Origin of the sequence: Stappia albiluteola (assembly GCF_014050225.1) — a bacterium.
In the GTDB taxonomy this organism is placed as follows: domain Bacteria; phylum Pseudomonadota; class Alphaproteobacteria; order Rhizobiales; family Stappiaceae; genus Hongsoonwoonella; species Hongsoonwoonella albiluteola.
This window is the reverse complement of record NZ_JACFXV010000064.1, coordinates 234,938-254,503: the sequence shown is the minus strand read 5'-3', so window position 1 is coordinate 254,503 and position 19,566 is coordinate 234,938. Positions and strand designations below refer to the sequence as shown.

Below are 19,566 nucleotides of genomic sequence, written 5' to 3'. Positions count from 1 at the left end.
ACGGCCTATTGCGCCGTAACGCCGCCATCGATGACGAATTCGGAACCCGTCACGAAGGCCGCCTCGTCGGAGAGCAGATAGCAGACCATGGCCGCGACTTCGGCGGGCCGGGCGATCCGGCCGAGCGGCACCTGCCCTTCGAGGGTCGCCCGTGTGCGCTGCGGGTCGCTGCTTCGGGCGACCAGTTCTTCCACCATCGGCGTTTCCACGAAAGTCGGGTGGACCGAGTTGCAACGCACGCCGTTCTTCTTTTTCGCGCAGTGCAGCGCGACGGATTTCGTCAGCAGGCGGACGCCACCCTTCGAGGCGTTGTAGGCGGCAAGATTGTGCCCGCCGACCAGCCCCGAAACCGAGCTCAGATTGACGATCGCGCCGCCGCCGCTTTCCTGGACCAGCGCGATGACATGCTTGCAGCCGAGAAAGGTGCCGTCGAGGTTGACCGACATCACCTCCCGCCAGACCTGGAAGCTGGTCTCCTCGACATTCCCCATGCGCAGCAGGCCGGCGGCATTCACCAGCCCGTCCAGGCGGCCGTGACTTTCCTCGATCTCCTCCAGCGCATTGGTCCAGTCGGATTCTTCCCGCACGTCGAGGCGCAGGCCAACCGCCTGCGGACCTATCGCCAGCGCCCGCATTTCGGCGGCGACATGATCGATGTCGGCGAGAATGACGAAGGCGCCTTCCTCGGCGCAACGTTCGGCGCAGGCGGCACCGATCCCGGACCCGCCGCCCGTGATCAGGATCACCCTGCCGCGAAGACGTGATGTCATCCCCAGTCCCCAAGACCTGCAACAGGCACGATCTTAGAGCATATTTTCCAGGGTCGAACGACTTCGTTCTTGCAACAAGAACGGCGAGAAAACCCGCAAGCGAAAGGCACAAAAGAGAACGGGCGCCGAAGCGCCCGTTGCAATCCTGGATTAGTGAGAGACCTTGGCCTTGAGCTCCGGCCAGTTCTTCTCCGCAAGAGCGATGCGGCCATGGAGATCCGCATTGAACTTCTTGCTGACGTCGACATTGTAGTTCAGGTACAGCTTGCCATCGACGATCGTGAAAGCTTCCGGCTCGGTCTTCACAAGGTAGCCGTTGCCGGCGCCGAAGGCGCAATAGCCGCCATAGGCCGGCTCGTACTTCTCGGGATGCGCGGCAAAGAGATCGCGGTTATGAGCAGAAGCGAAGACCCAGGTCGCGCCCTTGTAGTCGAAGTGGTGCTCCTTGCTACCCTTGACCGGCTTTCCTTCCGTGAAATAGGCGACCGGGTCATAGCCGCGGATTGCAACGCCTTCGTCGCTGTAAAGCGTGTTGACGAGGGTCTTGCCGTAGAGCACTTCGTCGGCGCTAGCCTGACCCATCAGGGCAATGGCGAAAGCAGCGGCAACGGCGAATTTGCGGCCGATATTCATGGATTTGATCCTTCGCGTCTGTCGTATGTCGGAAGTTGTTGAAGCATGCCGTGCAATACACCTGCCGACCCCGCAGGGACCGCCAGTCCTCGCCCGCGCTTATTGCACTGCACCTTCAGCGGTTGACGTTAGCTGCGCCTTGCGCCGCAACATAGCTGCAATCCGATGCTTCACGCAGGCTTGTCCAGGGCGCACGAACGCGCGAGCGTCCGGCGGCGCGCTTACGGCGGTGTCTGGTCTTGCGGCTTCGGAAAATGCGACGCCATTTCAACAGTCGCAGCGGCGTCGAAGGCCGCCACCTGCAAGGCGGTCGAAAGAGATGGTGCCCCCTTCCGGGGTCGAACCGGAACTCCCTCACGGGAACTGGATTTTGAGTCCAGCGCGTCTACCAATTCCGCCAAAGGGGCACGTTCGTCGATCTAGCAGATCGCTTCGCGCCTGAAAAGGCTTGCCGTTTCCTGCGCAGCCGCAAACTCAACAGGAAACGCGCGAAAGAGCCGGGCCCGAAAGCCAAGCGTTTACTCACGCTGCGTATTTCCTTGGACTACGACGCCTGCTGTCGTTAAATGTTACAAATCCATGTCAAATGTTACAGAAACAGAACTGAAGATCGAGCTCGATGGCGACGCGCTGCGGCGCCTGAAGAGAAAGGCTTTGCCGCAAGGCTTCACGTCGGGACAGACGGTCACCAGGACCTTGCGCTCGATCTATTTCGACACGCCCGATCAGGCGTTGAAGCGGGCGAAATGGTCTCTCAGGGTGCGGCGGGTCGGCCGGAACTGGGTGCAGACGATCAAACGGGGAACCGGGCTTTCCGGGGGGCTTTCATCGCCCAAGGAGACGGAAGTCAGGGTTTCCGGCCCGATGCCGGACTTCGCACGCATCGGCGACCCCGAGCTTGTCGAACAGCTCAACGGCCTGATCAACGGCCACGACCTCGTGCCGCAATTCGAAACGGTGATCCGCCGCAACGCACGGCAAATCAGCGGCGAGGACGGCACCTCCATTGAATTGGCCATCGACAGCGGGGAAATCGTAGCCGGCGAATGCCGTTCCGAGATCGGCGAGGCGGAATTCGAGCTGAAGGCCGGAAATCCCGGTCAGCTCTTCAAGCTGGCGAAAGGCCTACTGAACGAGCATCCGGTGCGGTTTTCCGGCCAAAGCAAGGCGGAACGCGGATACCGCCTGGCAAGCGGCGGGGAGGACGCAAAGCTTTCCGCGCCTGCGCCGAAGACCGCCGGCGACGTGAAACTTGCCGCCGACCAGGACGCTGGAACGGCGCTGGCGACGATCCTGCAATCCTGCCTCGACCAGATCGCCCACAACCGGATCGCAACGCTCGATCTCGACGATCCGGAAGGCCCGCATCAGCTTCGTATCGGTTTTCGCCGCCTGCGCAGCGCGATCAAGGTTTTCGCCCCGCTGCTGGACGACAAGGACCTGAAACGCTTCAACGAACAGGCGCAGGCCATTGCCGCAGAAGTGGGCGCGCTGCGCGATCTCGACGTGCTGGGCGCGGAGATCGTCGCACCGCCGCAGGCCGTGATGCCCGCGCATGTGGACGCGACCGCCCTGCTGCGCACGATCGGCAAGGCACGCAAGACGACGCGCCGGAAAGTGCGTGAGCTTCTTGCACGACCCGAGATCAACGAGTTCCTTTTCGATCTCGGCGGCTATGCTGTCGCGATCGAACAGGCGACCGGGTCCGGCTCGCCTCTCGAAACTCCCATCGGCGATTTCGCCGCCAAGGCGCTGAAGAAGCGCTGGAATAAGGTCAAGGCATACGGCACGAGGATCGGCGAACTGTCGATCGAGGAGCGGCACGAAATGCGCAAGGCTTTGAAGAAGCTGCGCTATACGGTCGAGTTCTTCCGCTCCCTCTATCCCCAGAAAGCCGTGAAACCGTTTCTTGAGCAATTGAAGGTGCTGCAGGACGTGTTCGGTTATCTGAACGACGTCGCCATGGCCGAGCATATGGTCGACCTGCCGAAGGTCAAAGGCGTTTCGAAGGAAGACGTTGCGCTGGCCAAGGGCTTCGTCATCGGCTGGCACGAAGCGCGCGCCGCGCAGGCCTGGACCAATGCGCGCGGCATCTGGAAGAAGACAGCGAAGGCGAACCGCTTCTGGAGCTAGACGTCTCGGCGCCGAGTTTCACAGGCTCTCGACAATGAGCTGCACCCGTTCGGCTGCGATGCGCGTGCGGGTGAAATGCGTCGGCTTGCCGGAAGGGTCGACGTTGAGGGCCTCGGTGATCAGCAGCGGCTGACCGATCGCGATATTCAGCAGTTGGGCATCCTCGACACGCGCGAGGTCGGCGAGGATCCTCGTTTCCTTGCGCCGATAGTCGGTGACGCCGGCGCGCGCCAGCGATTTGGTCGTGCTGCCGGTCTGCGCGTAGTCGGCGACGAGGCCGGGACAAAGTGCCTTGGGAAACCAGCTCGTCGCGCGGATCAGCGGCACTTCGTCGGCAACGCTGAGCGTCTCGATGCGAATCAGCGGCGTGCCCGCCTCCACTCCCAGCAGGTCCGCCTGCGCGGCGGTCGCAGGTTCTTCCGAGGAGGCAAGCAGCTTGCCGAACGGTTCGCGCGCCTGCGCGGCGATGATCTCCGAGAAACGGGTGCGCGAGGAAATCGGGTAGGTGATCAGGCGCTCGGAAACGAAGGTGCCCCGCCCCTGATCGGCCCGCAGGATGCCTTCCGCCGTCAGTTCCGCGATCGCCCGCCGCACCGTGTGCCGGTTGACGCCGAACCGCGCCGCCAGATCCTTCTCCGTCGGCAGCCGGCCTTCTTCCGTGCCGAGGGCGCCGGAGAGGATATCGCTTTTCAGTTCGTCCGCGATCTGCCGCCACAGGGCCACGCCCTGGCCGCGCGCGACCGGAACGGTATCGAACGGCTGTGTCATGACGCCGTCATAGAGACTCCGCATCAAAATGCAAATTCATCTATACAAATAGACAAATTCTGGTCTATAGATCCAGTCACGATGAAAGACAGGCTCGCCGGGAGACCCTGAAAATGGCGGCAGAGGCAGGAACAGACGGCGACACCGAACCGGAGACCCTGACCGAACGGCGACGCGCCCTGATGGGCCTGCTAGCCGGGGCTCATGTCGGCGAACTGGCGAGTGCCTGGGCGGCGATTGCCCGCCAGCCCGCCTATCGGGTGATCCGTGCGCCGGAAACGGGCCTTGTGATGCTGCGCGGCCGGGCAGGCGGGGGCGGGAAGCCTTTCAATCTCGGCGAGGCGACGGTGACGCGCGCGGTGGTCGCGCTGGAAACCGGCGAGACGGGCTTTGCCTATGCTCTTGGCCGCGACAAGAAAAAGGCCCTGTTCAGCGCCCTGTTCGACGCCTTGTGGCAGCGCGCGGACCATCGCGATGCGGTGGAAACCCTTCTTGCCCGGCCGCTCGCCGAGGCAAGGCGAAAGGCCGATGCGGAAACGAAGAGCGAAACGACGGCCACCCGCGTCGACTTCTTCACCATGGTACGCGGAGAGGATTGAAGATGCCCGCACAGGTCGAACCGGCATTCGCCTCTTCAGCTCCCGCGACCGGCTTCGCCGATCCGGTGCATGACGCGCAACGGGCGTTCCGCGCCATCATGACGGCGATGTCGCGCCCCGGTCATCGACAAGACCTCGACGCCGGCGCCTTACGGCCGCCCGCGCCGCTGACACCTGTTGCGGCTGCGGTCGCCCTCACCCTCTTCGACTACGACACGCCCGTCTGGCTCGATCAGGCGTTGGCCGATACGACACCGGTGCGCCGCTTCCTGAGCTTTCACACCGGCTGCCCGATCACGACGGACCCGTCGGAAGCCGCCTTCGCGCTGATCTCCGATCCCGCGCGGATGTCGTCTCCGGCAGACTTCGCCCAGGGCAGTCTCGAATATCCCGACCGCTCCACCACGCTGATTGTCATGGTGGGGGAGATTTCCGCCGGGCGACAAGTCAGCCTGAGCGGACCCGGACTGAATGCGCCCGTCTCGATCGGGATCGCAGACATCCCTTCGGCAATCTGGCCGCAACTCATCGCGAACCGCGCGCATTTTCCCTGCGGCGTCGACCTTCTCTTCGCCGATCGCGGCGGTCTGGCAGGGTTGCCAAGGTCCACCCGTATTTCTCTCGAAAGGGGCTGAGCCATGTATGTTGCCGTCAAGGGGGGCGAAAAGGCGATCCGCAATGCTCACCGCCTGCTCGCCCACAAGCGGCGGGGCGACCGCACGGTCCCCGACCTGACGCTGGCCCAGATCGCCGAACAGCTGTCGCTGTCGGTCGCTCGCGTCATGGCGGAGGGCTCGCTCTACGACCTGGAACTTGCCGCATTGGCGATCAAGCAGTCGCGCGGCGACCTGATCGAGGCGATCTTCCTTTTGCGCGCCTACCGGACCACGCTGCCCCGCTTCGGCTATTCGCTGCCGCTCGATACGGGCGACATGCTAGTGCGGCGGCGCATCTCGGCGACCTACAAGGACCTGCCCGGCGGCCAGTTGCTCGGTCCCACATTCGACTATACCCACCGCCTGCTCGATTTCAGCCTGGCGGCGGAGGGTGGCGTGCCGCCGGAACGGCCCGAACTGGCGAAAATCGATGACGACGATGCGAAAATCCCCAGAGTAACGGACCTGCTGGGGCAGGAAGGCCTGATCGAGGCGGACCGGCCTGCCGGCGAGACGGATGACGGCGATGTCGGCGACCTGACGCGCGAGCCGCTTTCCTTTCCCGCCGACCGCGATCTTCGCCTGCAGAACCTTGCGCGCGGCGACGAGGGTTTCCTGCTTGCGCTCGGCTATTCGACCCAGCGCGGCTACGGCCGCACGCATCCCTTTGCCGGCGAAATAAGGTTCGGCGAGGTCGAGGTGGAATTCTTCGCCGAGGAGCTTGGTTTCGCCGTCCCGCTCGGGCGGGTGCAGGTCACCGAGTGCCAGATGGTCAACCAGTTCCAGGGTTCGGCCAAGGCACCGCCGCAATTCACGCGTGGCTACGGCCTCGTCTTCGGTCAGAGCGAGCGCAAGGCGATGAGCATGGCGCTGGTCGACCGGGCGCTCAGGGCTGCCGAGCTTGGCGAGGAGGAGATCGCCCCGGCCCAGGACCAGGAATTCGTGCTCTCCCACTCCGACAACGTTCAGGCGACCGGCTTCGTGGAGCATCTGAAGCTGCCGCATTACGTCGACTTCCAGGCGGAACTCGATCTCGTGCGCCGCATGCGTCGGGAATGGCAGGAACGGCAGACCGCCGAGGCCGGAGATGCAAGGCAGGAGGCGGCCGAATGAGCGCACTCGACAACACGGCCCGCGCGGACGGAAGCGAGGGCAGCTACAACTTCGCCTATCTCGACGAGCAGACGAAACGAATGATCCGCCGCGCCATCCTGAAGGCGATCGCGGTGCCCGGCTATCAGGTGCCCTTCGCGTCCCGCGAAATGCCGATGCCCTATGGCTGGGGCACCGGCGGCGTTCAGGTAACGGCGGCCATCCTCGGCTCTGACGACGTGCTGAAGGTGATCGACCAGGGCTCGGACGACACCACCAACGCCGTCTCGATCCGTGCGTTCTTCGAGAAGACGGCAAACGTCGCCACCACGACGCATACGGCCGAGGCGACGATCATCCAGACCCGCCACCGCATTCCGGAACGCCAGTTGGAGGAAGGCCAGATCCTCGTCTATCAGGTTCCGATCCCCGAGCCGCTGCGCTTCCTGGAGCCGCGCGAGACCGAAACGCGCAAGATGCACGCGCTCGAGGAATACGGCCTCATGCATGTGAAACTCTACGAGGACATCGCCCGCCACGGCCATATCGCCACGACCTACGCCTATCCGGTGAAGGTGGACGGCCGCTACGTGATGGACCCCTCGCCCACGCCGAAATTCGACAATCCGAAGATGCACGACATGGCAGCCCTCCAGCTTTTCGGCGCCGGACGCGAGAAGCGTATCTATGCCGTGCCGCCTTACACGAGGGTGGAAAGCCTCGATTTCGAGGACCATCCCTTCCAGGTGCAGCGCTTCGACAAGCCCTGCGCACTGTGCGCAGCCGAGGACGTCTATCTGGACGAGGTGATCCTCGACGACCGGGGCGGGCGGATGTTCGTCTGCTCCGATACCGACCACTGCGAGGAGCGCCGGACGGCCGGCCATCGCGGCGAGATGGCCGGCGAGGAAATCGCGGCCCGCCTCTCTGCCGGCCATGCCTCGGACGGGGAGGACGGGCAATGAGCGGAGCAACCGACCGGAGCGAACTGCCGCTCCTGCGCGCGAACGGGCTGACCCGCTTCTATGGCGAGCGCATCGGCTGCCACGACGTCTCCTTCGAACTTTTTCCGGGCGAGGTGCTGGCGATCGTCGGGGAAAGCGGCTCGGGCAAGACAACGCTGCTGAACTGCCTTTCCACCCGCCTGCCGCCGACGGCCGGCGCCGTGGAATACCGCATGCGCGACGGGCAGATGCGCGACCTTTTCCAGCTTTCGGAAGCGGAGCGTCGCCTGTTGATGCGCACCGACTGGGGCTTCGTCCACCAGAATGCCGCAGACGGCCTCAGGATGACGGTTTCGGCCGGCGCCAACGTGGGCGAGCGGCTGATGGCGGTGGGCGAGCGCCATTACGGTGCTATTCGCGGAACGGCGCTCGACTGGCTGTCGCGGGTGGAGATCGACGAAACCCGCATCGACGACGAACCGCGCGCCTTTTCCGGCGGCATGCGCCAGCGACTGCAGATAGCGCGCAACCTCGTCACGAGCCCACGCCTCGTCTTCATGGACGAACCGACGGGCGGGCTCGACGTTTCGGTGCAGGCCCGCCTGCTCGACCTGATCCGGGGGCTTGTGACCGATCTCGGCCTGTCGGTCGTCATCGTCACCCACGATCTCGCCGTCGCCCGGCTGCTGTCGCACCGCTTGATGGTGATGCGCCACGGCAAGGTGATCGAAACCGGGCTGACGGACCGGGTGCTCGACGATCCGCAGGCGCCCTACACCCAGCTTCTCGTCTCGTCGATCCTGCAGGTTTGAGGTTGAAGATGCGCACCAGGCTTTGTCTTTCGGGCGTCGGCAAGTCCTTCACCATGCATCTGCGCGGCGGCATCCGGCTGCCGGTCGTCTCCCATGTGGATTTTTCGGTCGGGGCCGGCGAATGCGTCGTGCTTGGCGGGCCGTCTGGTGCGGGCAAGAGCTCGATCCTGAAAATGATTTACGGCAACTACGCCTGCGAAACCGGCCAGATCCTGGTGACGGCCGAGGGCGACGAGATCGTCAACATCGCCGAGGCCAGCCCGCGCCGGATGCTGGCGTTGCGAAGGGACACCATCGGCTATGTCAGCCAGTTCCTGAGGGTGATCCCGCGCGTTTCGGCGGAAAACGTTGTTGCCGAGCCGCTGATTGCGCAAGGCGCGACGGAGGGCGAGGCCCTGGTGAAGGCACGCGACCTGCTTTGCCGGCTGAACGTTCCCGAGCGGCTGTGGAGCCTGCCGCCGGCAACCTTTTCCGGTGGCGAACAGCAGCGCGTGAATATCGCGCGCGGCTTCATCGCCCACTATCCGCTGCTGCTGCTCGACGAGCCGACCGCCTCGCTCGATGCCCGTAATCGCGCCGTGGTGGTGGAACTGGTGGAGGAAAAGAAGCGGAACGGCGTGGCGATGCTCGGAATCCTGCATGACGAAGACGTGCGCGAGAGGATCGCCGACCGCATCATCGACGTCGCCTCTTTCAAAGCAGCGGCATGAGGGTCCAGCGATGAGCAAGAGCCTGCCCAAGATCGCCGAAACCGTCATCGATCCGACGGTGCGCCTGCGCGAGGCGAAAATCGGCCAGCGCTGCGAGGTGCTGCGGGAGAGCCGGCTCGAATATGCAAGCCTCGGCGACTATTCCTATCTCGGCGAGAACTGCGAAGTGGCGGATGCGCGGATCGGCAAGTTCACGGCGATCGCCAATTCGGTACGGATCGGCGCACCGAACCACCCAATGGGCCGGGCGTCGCAGCACCGCTTCACCTATTGCCCCGAATATTACGAACCCGGCGCAACGCGCGATCACGCCTTCTTCGCGAAGCGCCGCGCCGCCGTCACCGTGATCGGCAACGACGTGTGGATCGGCCATGGCGCGATCATCCTGCCTGGCGTCGAAGTGGGCGATGGCGCGGTAATCGCGGCGGGCGCCGTGGTGAGCCGCACTGTCGGGCCCTACATGATCGTCGGCGGCGTGCCGGCGAAGACGATCCGCGAGCGCTTTTCCCGCGCCGTCGCGGAAAGCCTGCGCCGGATCGCCTGGTGGGACTGGCCGGAGGCGGAGATCTTCGAACGGCTGAAGGAATTCCAGTCCGACGACATCGGCGCCTTCTGCGCCAGATACGACCCGGCATTCGGCGAAGCGCGAAAGGAGGCCCTGCAACAAACGTCATGAAGACGACACCGGCTTGCCACAAGGCGGTGCCACCACAGAGAGGGGCGGGAATGCCCCCGCGAGGTATTTCAATCGATGCGTTATGCGATCTATTTCACTCCGTCCTACGACGATCCTCTGACCCGGCTCGGCAGCCAGTGGCTCGGACGCGACGCCTTTACCGGCGAGGCGCTTGGCCAGCCGGTGCTTGAGGAAATTTCCCGCGAGCGTCTGTTCGCGCTGAGCGAGGAGCCGCGCCGCTACGGCTTCCACGCCACGCTGAAGCCGCCTTTCTCACTGGCCGAGGGCCGCAGCGAAGACGAACTGCGCGATGCCTTCCTGAGCTTCTGCGAGCACATGCCGGCTATTTCGCTGCCAGGTCTCAAGGTCGCGCGCCTCGGTTCCTTCCTGGCGCTGACCCTGTCGGCCCCCTCCGACGCCCTGGACGTGCTGGCGGCAAGCTGCGTGGAGACCTTCGACCCCTTCCGTGCGCCGCTGAGCGACGCCGATCGCGCCCGGCGGCTTGCAGCGGGCCTGAGCCCGCATCAGGCGGAACTGCTCGAAAAATGGGGCTACCCGTACGTCTTCTACGAATTCCGGTTTCACATGACGCTGTCGGGCAGGCTCGGCGACGCCGAGGAGGCCGAATGCCTGACGCGCGACGCGACCCGCTATTTCGCCTCGCTGACCGACCGGCCGCTGAAAATTTCGACGATCGCGCTTTTCGTGGAACGCGAAAAAGGCGCACCCTTCACCGTTCTCGACCTCAAGCCGCTCGGCCGCGACGCGTCCGAAGGCGGCAGGCCTGTCTCCCGGGAAAACGCCAATGCCTGACCGCGACCACATATTCCTGAATGCGAAGATCGTCCTGCCCGACCAGGTGATCGACGGCGGCCTTTCGGAACGCGGCGGCCGGATCGCGGCCATTGCCGAGGGACCGACGGCGGCAACCGGCCATGACTGCGAAGGCGATTTCCTGATCCCTGGCCTGGTGGAACTGCACACCGATCATCTGGAAACCCACTACGCGCCGCGCCCGAAGGTGCGCTGGCACCCGGTCGCCGCGGTGCAGGCGCACGACGCGCAGATTGCCTGCGCCGGCATCACCACCGTCTTCGACGCGCTTCGCGTCGGCATGGACGACGAGGCGGACCTCAAGGTCGCCGACATGCGCAAGCTGGCCGATGCGATCGAAACGGGGCTTTCCGAGGACCGGCTGCGCGCCGACCATTTCATCCATCTGCGCTGCGAGGTTTCCGCGCCCGACGTGATGGGCTCCTTCGCCTGGTTCGACAACGACGCCCGGGTGCGGCTGGTGTCGCTGATGGACCATACGCCGGGCCAGCGCCAGTTCACCTCGCTCGACGCCTATCGCATCTACTACCAGGGCAAGAAGGGCTTCTCCGACGAGGCGATGGACGCCTATATCCGCATGCGCCAGGAAAAGGCGAGCAAGGTGACGCCAGAAAACCGCCGCGCCATCGCCGATGCCGCCCGGGCGCGCGGCATCATCGTTGCGAGCCATGACGACGCTACGTTCGAGCACGTGGAGGAGGCGGTGGAACTTTCGACCGCCATCGCCGAGTTCCCGACCACGGTGCAGGCGGCGCGCGCCTCACACGAGGCCGGCATGAAGGTATTGATGGGCGCGCCGAACGTGGTGCGCGGCGGCTCGCACTCGGGCAATGTCTCCGCCCGCGAACTGGCGGAGAATGGCCTGCTCGACGTGCTGTCCTCCGACTATATCCCGGCCTCGCTGCTGCAAGCCGCCTTCCAGCTGGCCGACGAGATCGAAGCCATCTCCCTGCCGGATGCCATCGGCATGGTGTCCCGGACGCCGGCGGAGGCCGTGGGCCTCACCGACCGGGGCGCGATCCTCGAAGGCCGCCGGGCCGACCTTGTGCAGGTGCGGCTCGTCGGCAATGTGCCGGTCGTGCGCGGCGTCTGGCGCGAGGGCCGCAGGGTTGCCTGAGGCCTGGCGATGACCGCGATGACGAAAAGGCTAGGGCCGGGCCGGCTGGTGCTGGTGGTCGGCCCGAGCGGGGCGGGCAAGGACACGCTGATGAGCGCGGTCAGGATCCGCCTTGCGGCCGACGGCCGCTATCTCTTCGCCCGCAGGCTGATCACCAGGACGGCCGATCCCGCCGCCGAGGACCACGGCACCATCAGCGAGGCCGAGTTCGAGAGGCTGGCGGCGGCCGGCGACATCGGGCTTTGCTGGCGTGCGCACGGCCTTGGCTATGTGCTGCCCTCGTCGGTCGACGATGCGATCCGGCAGGGGAAGACCGTGATCGCCAACGGCTCGCGCAAGGCGCTCGTCGCAGCGCAGGCGAAATACGAGCGGCTGACCGTGCTTCTCATCACCGCGCCGCGTGAGATACTGGCGGCCCGGCTTCTGGCGCGCGGACGCGAGACGGCGGAGGAAATCGGGCGCCGGCTGGACCGCGCCGATCTCGACCTGCCGGAGCTGGACCGCTCGGAAGAGGTTCTGCGCGTGATCAGCAATACCGGCACCGTCGAGCAGGCAGTGGCTCAGATTCTGGCGGCGATCGCCGGCGAGTAAAGGGAAAGCCGGGAGCGCTGGAGGCGTTCGACCTTCCGCTATTGCGCCGGCTGCGCGTCGGTCGGGGCCGTATCGGCCTTTTTCTTGCTCCCGCCGAGCCCGAACGAGCCAAGCAGACCCTTTGGAAGGCCGAAGCCTTCCTCCACCGCCTGAAGCACGTCCGTATCGTTCGCTTCGCCTTCGATGACTTTCTGAACGTCGATATTCACCTTGCCGCCGGTTGCCTGTTCGATGACCTTGTTGGCCTGCTGGGCAAGACCCTCATCGGGCTTGGCATTCAGCGCCTTTACCAGCCCACCGCCGAGCGTTTCCAGCTGCTTGTAGGCCGCCTGCGGGTTTTCCAGGATGCCCTTGATATCGGGATAGATCTGCGGCTTCGCCCAGGGGCCGCGCACGACGACCGGCACGCCGATGCCGGCGAGTTCCCGTGTCTCGCCCTTCTCCGTCGGCACGGGCGCCTGGCCCTCCAGCGTGGGAACCACTTTCGGCTCGAAGCGCCAGTCGAGGGTCTGCGACGGCATGTCGACCGAACCCGCGCCGGTCATGCGCAAGAGCGGCCCGCTCATGGCGAGATCATCGGAACGGGCAATGCCGTTCTCGATGCGGAAACTTGCCGTCAGCGCGTTGAAGTCGGTCTTCTGCTCCTTGGCATCGGCCCAGCCGAGCAGGGTTTCCACGGTGAGGCCGCGCACCATTTTCGGAATGTTGATGCCGAGGATCGCGCCATCGGCGAAATCGAAGCCGGCCGCGCCGGAAAGCGCCGAAACGAACTCGGCCTGGCTCTTGCCGCTCGCCTTCAGATCGAAGGAAGTCGAAAGGCGGCCATCGATGTAATCGAAACCGCCCGCCGCATCGAGGAAGGGCCTCGCCTTGAGGCCGGAAAGCTTGAAATCGGCTTCGACGGAGGGGACCGCGTTTGCGCCGTTGAGCCGTATCCTGCCGGTGCCGGTGCCTTCGTACAGGGATAGCTCGGTCAACTCCGCGGTGAGGGAGCCGGACTTGACGGTGACCGTCAGCCGGCTGCGGCCGGTTTTCAGTTTGTCCCAACGAATTTTCTGGGCCGAAAGGTCGAGCGAGGCATCGACCGCGCGAAGGCCGGAAAAGTCGATCGGTTCCGTGCTCCAGCCGTCGCCGGCGCGGCGGGCCTTCTGCGGCTTGTTGCCGCCGGCAGTTGCACCCGCGCCGGTGTTGCCGCCGAGATACGGATCGAGCGCCAGTTCCTCGAGCGCCAGCTTTGCCGTGACCTGCAGGGGAGACGCTAGGACGAGCCTGCTCTCGCCCTTGCCTCTGGTGTCGTCCAGCTCCAGCGTCGCATCGCGAAAGCTGACCGTGTTGCCTTCCGCCGCCAGCTTGCCGGCAATACGGAAGTTCTTCAGCCCGTCGCCCGGAGCGATCGGCTGGCCGAGCCAGCCGGCAAGGCCGCGCAGATCCGGCGTGGAGAAGAGCACGTCGCCGTCGATGCCGCCGCCGTTTTCCAGCGAACCTTCGAAGCCGAAGCTCGCCCGCTTGCCGGAAAGGGTGACGGAAACGGGAGCGCCAAGGCCGGCGAGGTAGGGAGCCGGCGTGGCCGAGCCCTTCAGCGCGAAGGGTTCGCCCTTCCAGGTGAGGCCGCCTGTCGCGGCAACAGGTTTGTCGAGACCGTCGAAGACGACGCTGGCGTTGAGGTCCTTCAGGCTGTCGGCCGACGTATCGCCGCCAAGGCTTTTCGCCAGCCCGAGATTGCCGATAGTTCCGTCGGCAAGCGAAATGCGGCCGCGAATATCGAGCGACCCGAGGATCGTGGCGGCATCCGAGCCGGTTCCACGCAATGTCAGGTCGGTCGAAAGCCGGCCGGTCGCCGGTTCGTCGCGGCCCGCCAGCCGGAGCACCTCTTCCAGAGCGATACCGTCGGAAACAATATTGCCGGCAAAGGCCGGCAGCGCGCCGGAGAGATCGACCTTGCCCGATCCCCTCGCGGTAATCCCGCCGAGGGATGCATTCAGCCCTTCGAGGACAACATCCTTGCGGCTCGCGACGAGCGAGGCATCCAGCGAATAGGCGCCAAGCTCCTTCGCGCCGGCGAGACCGAGGGCCGCAAGAAGCGAGGCCGACGCCGGTCCGCTTGCCGTGATCTTCAGGTTCCCCGAGGGAGCCGGCGATACACGGCCCGCGACTGCGAATTCACCCTCCAGCGCCTTCACCGTCAGCGCGACGTCGCTTTCCTCGCCGCGCGAAAGGGCGAGAGGCGCGGCGACGGAGCCCGCGACCTCGACGCGAACCTGTTGCCAGGTCAGCGCGCCGTCGAGTTCCGCCGGACCGGAAAGCGACGGCAGCCGCACCGCCAGATCGACATCGTCCACCTGATGACGCGTTCCGGCTTCGCGGTCGGCGTAGATCACGCGCCCGTCGGCAATTGAAAGCTCGTCGACTCCGATCCGCTCCAGGAGCGCCAGTCCACCGTCCGATGTGGAAGCGCCTTTTGGCTCAGCAGGAGCGTCATCGGCCTCGCCGTCCTTGCCGGCATCGACCGCCACGTTCCAGCGATCGACCGGGAAACGCCGGCGCGGCGCGAAGCTCGTGCGGCCGTTCGGACCGATTTCAAGGAAGATCTCGGGAGCGTCGAGCGCTACATGCGTCACCTGGACATTGCCGCCAAACAGCGCGCCCCAGGACAGGCCGAAGTCGATTTCCGCCGCCTTCAGGAACTCGATGCCGTCGGCGCCCGCTTCCCCGGAAATTCCCACATCATCCGCGATAAGCCGAAAGCCCGGCACGAGGCCGAGGCTTACGGACCCGTCGAGCCGCAAATGCCAGCCGGTCGCCTTCTCGATCTCGGCGACGACCTTCTCCTTGATCGTTTCCTTCGGCAGCAGGAAGGGCACGACCAGCACGACGACTGCGAGAAGAAAGATCAGGCCGGCAAATCCGACGAACAGCCGCTTCACGTAGCGCTCTCCAAGAATTTCGAATCAAATGCAGTTTAGGCCAAAGCATGGCCGTAAGGTGACATACAGCATATCCCGTCAAATCCGAATCGGATTTGGCGACAAGGATATGCTCAAAACATTGATTCTGGAGCGATGTCTTATCGACCGGATGATCGCATCCGGTCGGAAAGCGCTCTAGCATCGAACTCGCCGGGCGGCGCGAAAAACTGCAAGGCCGCCGCCCGTTATACTTCTCCCGATACGGACCGCCCTCTATGCCTTCGCGGCTTCGCGCTTCAGCGCGTTCAGCCAGCGGCGGGCCTGCTTGCGGACATTGGCGGGCGCGGTGCCGCCGTAGCTGACGCGGCTGCGCACGGACTTGTCGACGGACAGCACCGAGAAGATCTCGTCCGTGATGCGCGGCTCGACGGCCTGCATGTCGGCAAGCGGCACCTTGTGCAGCTCGATACCGCGCTCGACGGCAAGCGCCACGATCCGGCCGGTGACGTGATGGGCTTCGCGGAAGGGCAGGCCGAGGACGCGCACCAGCCAGTCGGCGAGGTCGGTCGCCGTTGCATAGCCGGAGCCGGCCGCCTTCTTCATGCGCTTCGTATCGGGGGTGAGGTCGCGCACCATGCCGGTCATGGCGGCAAGCGCCAGCGACAGGTTGGAAAGCGCGTCGAAGGCCTGTTCCTTGTCCTCCTGCATGTCCTTGGAATAGGTCAGCGGCAGACCCTTCATCATCACGAGCAGGCCGGTCAGGCCACCATAGATGCGTCCCGTCTTGGCGCGCACCAGCTCGGCCGCATCCGGATTCTTCTTCTGCGGCATGATCGAGGAGCCGGTGGAGAACTTGTCCGACAGTTTCACGAAGCCGAACTGTGCCGAGCACCAGATGACGATTTCCTCGGCAAGACGCGACAGGTGCATGGCGGCGATCGAGGCGGCGGCAAGCGCTTCGATGGCGAAGTCCCGATCCGACACGGCGTCGAGCGAATTGGCGGAAGGGCGGTCGAAACCGAGCGCGGCAGCCGTCATGTGCCGGTCGATGGGGAAGGAGGTGCCGGCAAGCGCGGCGGCGCCGAGCGGGCATTCATTCATGCGCACACGCGCGTCGCGCATGCGCGAACGGTCCCGGGCAAACATCTCCACATAGGCCATCAGATGATGGCCAAAGGTGACCGGTTGCGCCGACTGGAGATGGGTGAAGCCCGGCATGATGTCGCCGGCATGCTGCTCGGCGCGGGTCGCCAGCGCCAGCATCAGCTCGGTCAGCTGCCCGTCGAGCGTGTCGACCGTATCGCGCACCCAGAGCCGGAAATCCGTCGCCACCTGGTCGTTGCGCGAGCGCGCCGTGTGGAGGCGGCCGGCGGCCGGGCCGATCAGCTCGGCAAGGCGGGATTCCACGTTCATGTGAATGTCTTCGAGCGCCCGCGAGAAGGTAAATGTATCGGCCTCGATCTCCGCGCGCACCTTGTCCAGTCCGGCCGCGATCTTGTCAGCGTCCTCGCCGGACACGATATTGCGTTCAGCCAGCATGCGGACGTGGGCCTTGGAACCCTCGATATCCTGCCGGTAGAGCTTGCGATCGTAATCGATGGAGGCGTTAATCTCCTCCATGATGGCGTCGGGCCCTTCGGCGAAACGGCCGCCCCACATGCGGTTGCTCATGAATTTGCCCCTCGGGATGGAAGTGACTGGACTGAGATGACGAAAGAGTTGAAAGCGCGCGCCCGCCGAGCCCCCGCACTTGCCGCGATCGGCGGCGCGGCGCTCGTTGCAGGACTTGCGGCGGTATACGTGATCGGCGGGGCAAATGGCAATGTCGGCGAGAGCGGGCAATGCGCGGCGGCCCTTGCGGCCGGTCAGGCCGCCAAGCCCTTTGCCAGAGGCGAGCTTGCCGGCTTCCTTGCATCGCAAAAGCCGCTTTCCGTCGCCGACCTGACGTTCAGCGGCGAGGGTGGAAAGCCGCTTTCGCTCGCCGACTTCAAGGGCAAGACGCTGCTTTTGAATATCTGGGCGACGTGGTGCGCGCCCTGCCGAAAGGAAATGCCGGCGCTCGACCGGCTGCAGGCGGATCTCGGCGGCGAGGATTTCGAGGTGGTGGCGGTCAGTGTCGACCGGGGCCCCGCCGACAAGCCGAAGAAATTCCTGGCGGAAGTCGGCGTCGACGACCTCGCCTTCTACGCCGACAACACGATGGGGGTCTTCAATGCCCTGCGTGCCCGCGGCCGGGCTACCGGCCTGCCCTCGACCATGCTGATCGACAAGGAAGGCTGCGAGATCGGTTCGATGTACGGTCCGGCGGAATGGTCGTCCGAGGAGGCAAAGGCCCTGATACGGGCCGCTATGGGCGGCCCGCAGGGGTGATAAGAGCCTCCGTCAAACGGTAACGTCTACCGAGTGACCCAGCCCTGCGGGCGCGGCGGCCTTGGCGTTCGCCGCCCCCTGTTCCACGACCGCGGCAATGGCGGAAGCCTGATCGGCATTCTGCTTGACGAACTCGGCCGACAGCTGGGACCGGGTTTGCGCGGCGGATGCGGCGGACAGACTGCCAGCGACGGAAGAAACGGACATGAAAGGGCTCCTGGAGCAGGTCCCGCCAATTCTGAATCGAATTTGGCAGCAAGGATATGCTCAAGCTGTTGATCCTTGGGCGCTTTCCAAGAAAACGTCCTCGAGTTAGCGCCGAGTTTCGCAACCTGAGGGTGAAAGAAAGGTTAATTCCGCTTCAATTCCCGCCTCAGGACCTTGCCGCTCGGGGTACGCGGCAGGGCCTCGACGAAGCGATAGACTTTGGGCCGCTTGTATTCGGCAAGCCGCGCGGCGGCGTGAGCGGCAAGTGCCGTTTCGTCGGCCTGCGCGCCTTCCCGCAGCACCACGAAGGCGGTGACGAGGGCAATGCCGGGCGCAGTCTCGACATCGGTCACGGCGACCTCGGCAACGGACGGGTGGGAGCCGAGGGCCTGCTCCACTTCCTGCGGTGCGACCCGATAGCCGAAAGCATTCATTACATCGTCCGAGCGCCCGCCATACCAGACATAGCCATCGGCATCGATGGAGGCGAGATCGCCGGTCAGGAACCAGTCGCCGCGAAAGGCCGATCGCGTTTCGGCGGGCAGGTTCCAGTAGCCAAGCATCATGCCGGGATCGGACCGATGCACCGCGAGGATGCCGGTTTCCTCCGCGGGCAGCGGCTCGACGCTCCCGGATTCCGCTTCGAGAATGGCGATCTTCCGGCCCGGCTGCGCGCGCCCCGGGCTGCCGGGGCGGGTCGGCGTATCCGGACCGCTGGAGATGTAAGTCGAGATCTCGCTCATGCCGAGCGCCTCGTAGAGCGGACGGCCGCTTCGCTGCATCCATTCGCTGTGCAGGGCTTCCGGCAGCGCCTCTCCGGCCGTCAGTCCATGACGCAGCCGCGGGAAGCTTTGCCGGCTCACCTCGCCGTATTTCAGGATCCTTCGATAGAGGCTCGGCACGGCGGCAAAGAGCGTCGCCTCGGCCTTCTCCATCAGCCCCGGCCAGATTTCGGGATCGCGCGGACCGTCATAGACGATGCTGGTCGCGCCGTTCGCCCAGGGATCCATCAGCCCGACGCCGAGCGTGTAGGTCCAGTTGAAGGCGCCGGCATGGAGGAGGCGATCCGCTGCGGTCATGCCGTACCAGCCGCGATACATCGGCGTGCGCCCGATGGCCGCCCGCTGGGCGTGCAGCACACCCTTGGCGCGGCCGCTCGTTCCCGACGTGTAGATCAGAAAGGCCGGGTCGTCCGCCCCGGTCGGCGCGAAGTCGACCGCTTTCGACGTCCTCAGCCGCGCAAGCTCCGCCGCGCCAAGAAAACGAATGCCCTCGCGAGGCACCGGCAAGGCGGTATGCCCGTCATGCACCACCAGCTTCGCGCCGGAATCGGCCAGGATGGTGTCGCATTCCTCCGACGTCAGCATCGCGGAACTGGGGATCGGCACCAGGCCGGCGGCAATCGCACCGAAGAAAGCCAACGGAAAATCGACGGAATGGCCGATGCGCAGCAGAACGCGGTCGCCACGCTCGAGGCCGTACCCCGTCAGACCGCCCGCGACGGCAAGGACGGCGGCGGCGAGCTCGCCATAGGTCCAGCGCTCGTGCAAGCTGCCGCCTTTGCCCAGCACCACGAGCGCTTCGGCGGACGCTTCCGGCCGTGCATTGGTGAGGCAATAGCGGGCGAGGTTCATCGGCTTGCACCTCGGGGTTTGAGGAAAGGGCACCGGTCCAAGGCATGCCCTGCCATGAAAAAGCCCTCGCGACGCATCGGAGGGCTCACTCAGTCTTGCCGTGTCGACCCACGA

At 65.2% G+C, this 19,566-nt stretch carries 19 protein-coding genes and 1 tRNA gene; 12 read left to right on the top strand and 8 right to left on the bottom strand.

Annotated elements, in window-relative coordinates; translation table 11 throughout:
- Positions 1–5: 5 nt before the first annotated feature.
- From H2509_RS17715 to H2509_RS17705, 3 genes are all read right to left on the bottom strand, one after another.
- Complete coding sequence (locus H2509_RS17715; protein WP_182167774.1) at positions 6–770, bottom strand: glucose 1-dehydrogenase; 765 nt, start codon at positions 768–770, stop codon at positions 6–8.
- A 150-nt stretch (positions 771–920) separates the two neighbouring features.
- Positions 921–1,403, bottom strand: coding sequence for a YHS domain-containing (seleno)protein (locus H2509_RS17710; protein WP_182167772.1), 483 nt, complete (start codon positions 1,401–1,403; stop codon positions 921–923).
- A gap of 320 nt (positions 1,404–1,723) precedes the next feature.
- Positions 1,724–1,810: transfer RNA gene (locus H2509_RS17705), tRNA-Leu, on the bottom strand.
- 172 nt (positions 1,811–1,982) lie between these two features.
- Between H2509_RS17705 and H2509_RS17700 the strand changes: the two genes are divergently transcribed.
- Positions 1,983–3,536, top strand: coding sequence for a CYTH and CHAD domain-containing protein (locus H2509_RS17700; protein WP_182167770.1), 1,554 nt, complete (start codon positions 1,983–1,985; stop codon positions 3,534–3,536).
- 18 nt (positions 3,537–3,554) lie between these two features.
- Here H2509_RS17700 and phnF read toward each other — a convergent pair whose 3' ends face one another.
- The gene (phnF, locus tag H2509_RS17695; protein ID WP_182167768.1) at positions 3,555–4,304 is read right to left on the bottom strand and encodes a phosphonate metabolism transcriptional regulator PhnF; all 750 of its coding nucleotides are present in this window, start codon (positions 4,302–4,304) and stop codon (positions 3,555–3,557) included.
- Positions 4,305–4,417: 113 nt separating this feature from the next.
- On the opposite strand from phnF, the gene phnG reads away from it, so the two are divergent.
- From phnG to phnN, 10 genes are all read left to right on the top strand, one after another.
- Positions 4,418–4,903 carry a phosphonate C-P lyase system protein PhnG gene (gene phnG, locus H2509_RS17690; protein ID WP_209002030.1) on the top strand — a complete coding sequence of 162 codons (486 nt, stop codon included), beginning with the start codon at positions 4,418–4,420 and terminating at the stop codon, positions 4,901–4,903.
- A gap of 2 nt (positions 4,904–4,905) precedes the next feature.
- Positions 4,906–5,538: a phosphonate C-P lyase system protein PhnH gene (gene phnH / locus H2509_RS17685; protein ID WP_182167766.1), complete on the top strand. Its 633-nt coding sequence runs from the start codon at positions 4,906–4,908 to the stop codon at positions 5,536–5,538.
- 3 nt (positions 5,539–5,541) lie between these two features.
- On the top strand, positions 5,542–6,672 hold the full coding sequence (locus H2509_RS17680; protein ID WP_182167764.1) for a carbon-phosphorus lyase complex subunit PhnI: 1,131 nt from the start codon (positions 5,542–5,544) through the stop codon (positions 6,670–6,672).
- Positions 6,669–7,616 carry an alpha-D-ribose 1-methylphosphonate 5-phosphate C-P-lyase PhnJ gene (locus H2509_RS17675; RefSeq protein ID WP_182167762.1) on the top strand — a complete coding sequence of 316 codons (948 nt, stop codon included), beginning with the start codon at positions 6,669–6,671 and terminating at the stop codon, positions 7,614–7,616. Before H2509_RS17680 ends, H2509_RS17675 begins: the two co-directional genes overlap by 4 nt.
- Entirely contained in the window at positions 7,613–8,407 is a 795-nt protein-coding gene (gene phnK, locus H2509_RS17670; protein ID WP_182167760.1) for a phosphonate C-P lyase system protein PhnK, read from the top strand. The genes H2509_RS17675 and phnK overlap by 4 nt, the downstream gene beginning before the upstream one ends.
- An 8-nt stretch (positions 8,408–8,415) precedes the next feature.
- Complete coding sequence (gene phnL / locus H2509_RS17665) at positions 8,416–9,117, top strand: phosphonate C-P lyase system protein PhnL (RefSeq protein WP_182167758.1); 702 nt, start codon at positions 8,416–8,418, stop codon at positions 9,115–9,117.
- A gap of 10 nt (positions 9,118–9,127) precedes the next feature.
- Positions 9,128–9,793, top strand: a complete 666-nt coding sequence (locus H2509_RS17660; protein WP_182167756.1) for a DapH/DapD/GlmU-related protein — start codon at positions 9,128–9,130, stop codon at positions 9,791–9,793.
- Between the two features lie 75 nt (positions 9,794–9,868).
- Positions 9,869–10,606, top strand: coding sequence for a DUF1045 domain-containing protein (locus tag H2509_RS17655; protein WP_182167754.1), 738 nt, complete (start codon positions 9,869–9,871; stop codon positions 10,604–10,606).
- Positions 10,599–11,744 carry an alpha-D-ribose 1-methylphosphonate 5-triphosphate diphosphatase gene (locus H2509_RS17650; protein WP_182167752.1) on the top strand — a complete coding sequence of 382 codons (1,146 nt, stop codon included), beginning with the start codon at positions 10,599–10,601 and terminating at the stop codon, positions 11,742–11,744. The genes H2509_RS17655 and H2509_RS17650 overlap by 8 nt, the downstream gene beginning before the upstream one ends.
- An 18-nt stretch (positions 11,745–11,762) precedes the next feature.
- Positions 11,763–12,335 (top strand): phosphonate metabolism protein/1,5-bisphosphokinase (PRPP-forming) PhnN, encoded by a 573-nt coding sequence (phnN, locus tag H2509_RS17645; RefSeq protein ID WP_182167750.1) that lies wholly within the window; start codon positions 11,763–11,765, stop codon positions 12,333–12,335.
- 38 nt (positions 12,336–12,373) lie between these two features.
- On the opposite strand, the gene H2509_RS17640 is transcribed toward phnN, so the two are convergent.
- Complete coding sequence (locus H2509_RS17640) at positions 12,374–15,259, bottom strand: AsmA family protein (RefSeq protein ID WP_182167747.1); 2,886 nt, start codon at positions 15,257–15,259, stop codon at positions 12,374–12,376.
- Positions 15,260–15,514: 255 nt separating this feature from the next.
- Entirely contained in the window at positions 15,515–16,912 is a 1,398-nt protein-coding gene (argH, locus tag H2509_RS17635) for an argininosuccinate lyase (RefSeq protein WP_182167744.1), read from the bottom strand.
- Between the two features lie 36 nt (positions 16,913–16,948).
- Between argH and tlpA the strand changes: the two genes are divergently transcribed.
- Positions 16,949–17,611, top strand: coding sequence for a thiol:disulfide interchange protein TlpA (gene tlpA, locus H2509_RS17630; RefSeq protein ID WP_182167742.1), 663 nt, complete (start codon positions 16,949–16,951; stop codon positions 17,609–17,611).
- 12 nt (positions 17,612–17,623) lie between these two features.
- Here the strand turns inward: tlpA and H2509_RS17625 are convergent, their stop codons facing one another.
- Entirely contained in the window at positions 17,624–17,818 is a 195-nt protein-coding gene (locus H2509_RS17625; protein WP_182167740.1) for a hypothetical protein, read from the bottom strand.
- A 143-nt stretch (positions 17,819–17,961) separates the two neighbouring features.
- Positions 17,962–19,452, bottom strand: a complete 1,491-nt coding sequence (locus H2509_RS17620; RefSeq protein WP_182167738.1) for an acyl-CoA synthetase — start codon at positions 19,450–19,452, stop codon at positions 17,962–17,964.
- Positions 19,453–19,566 lie beyond the last annotated feature (114 nt).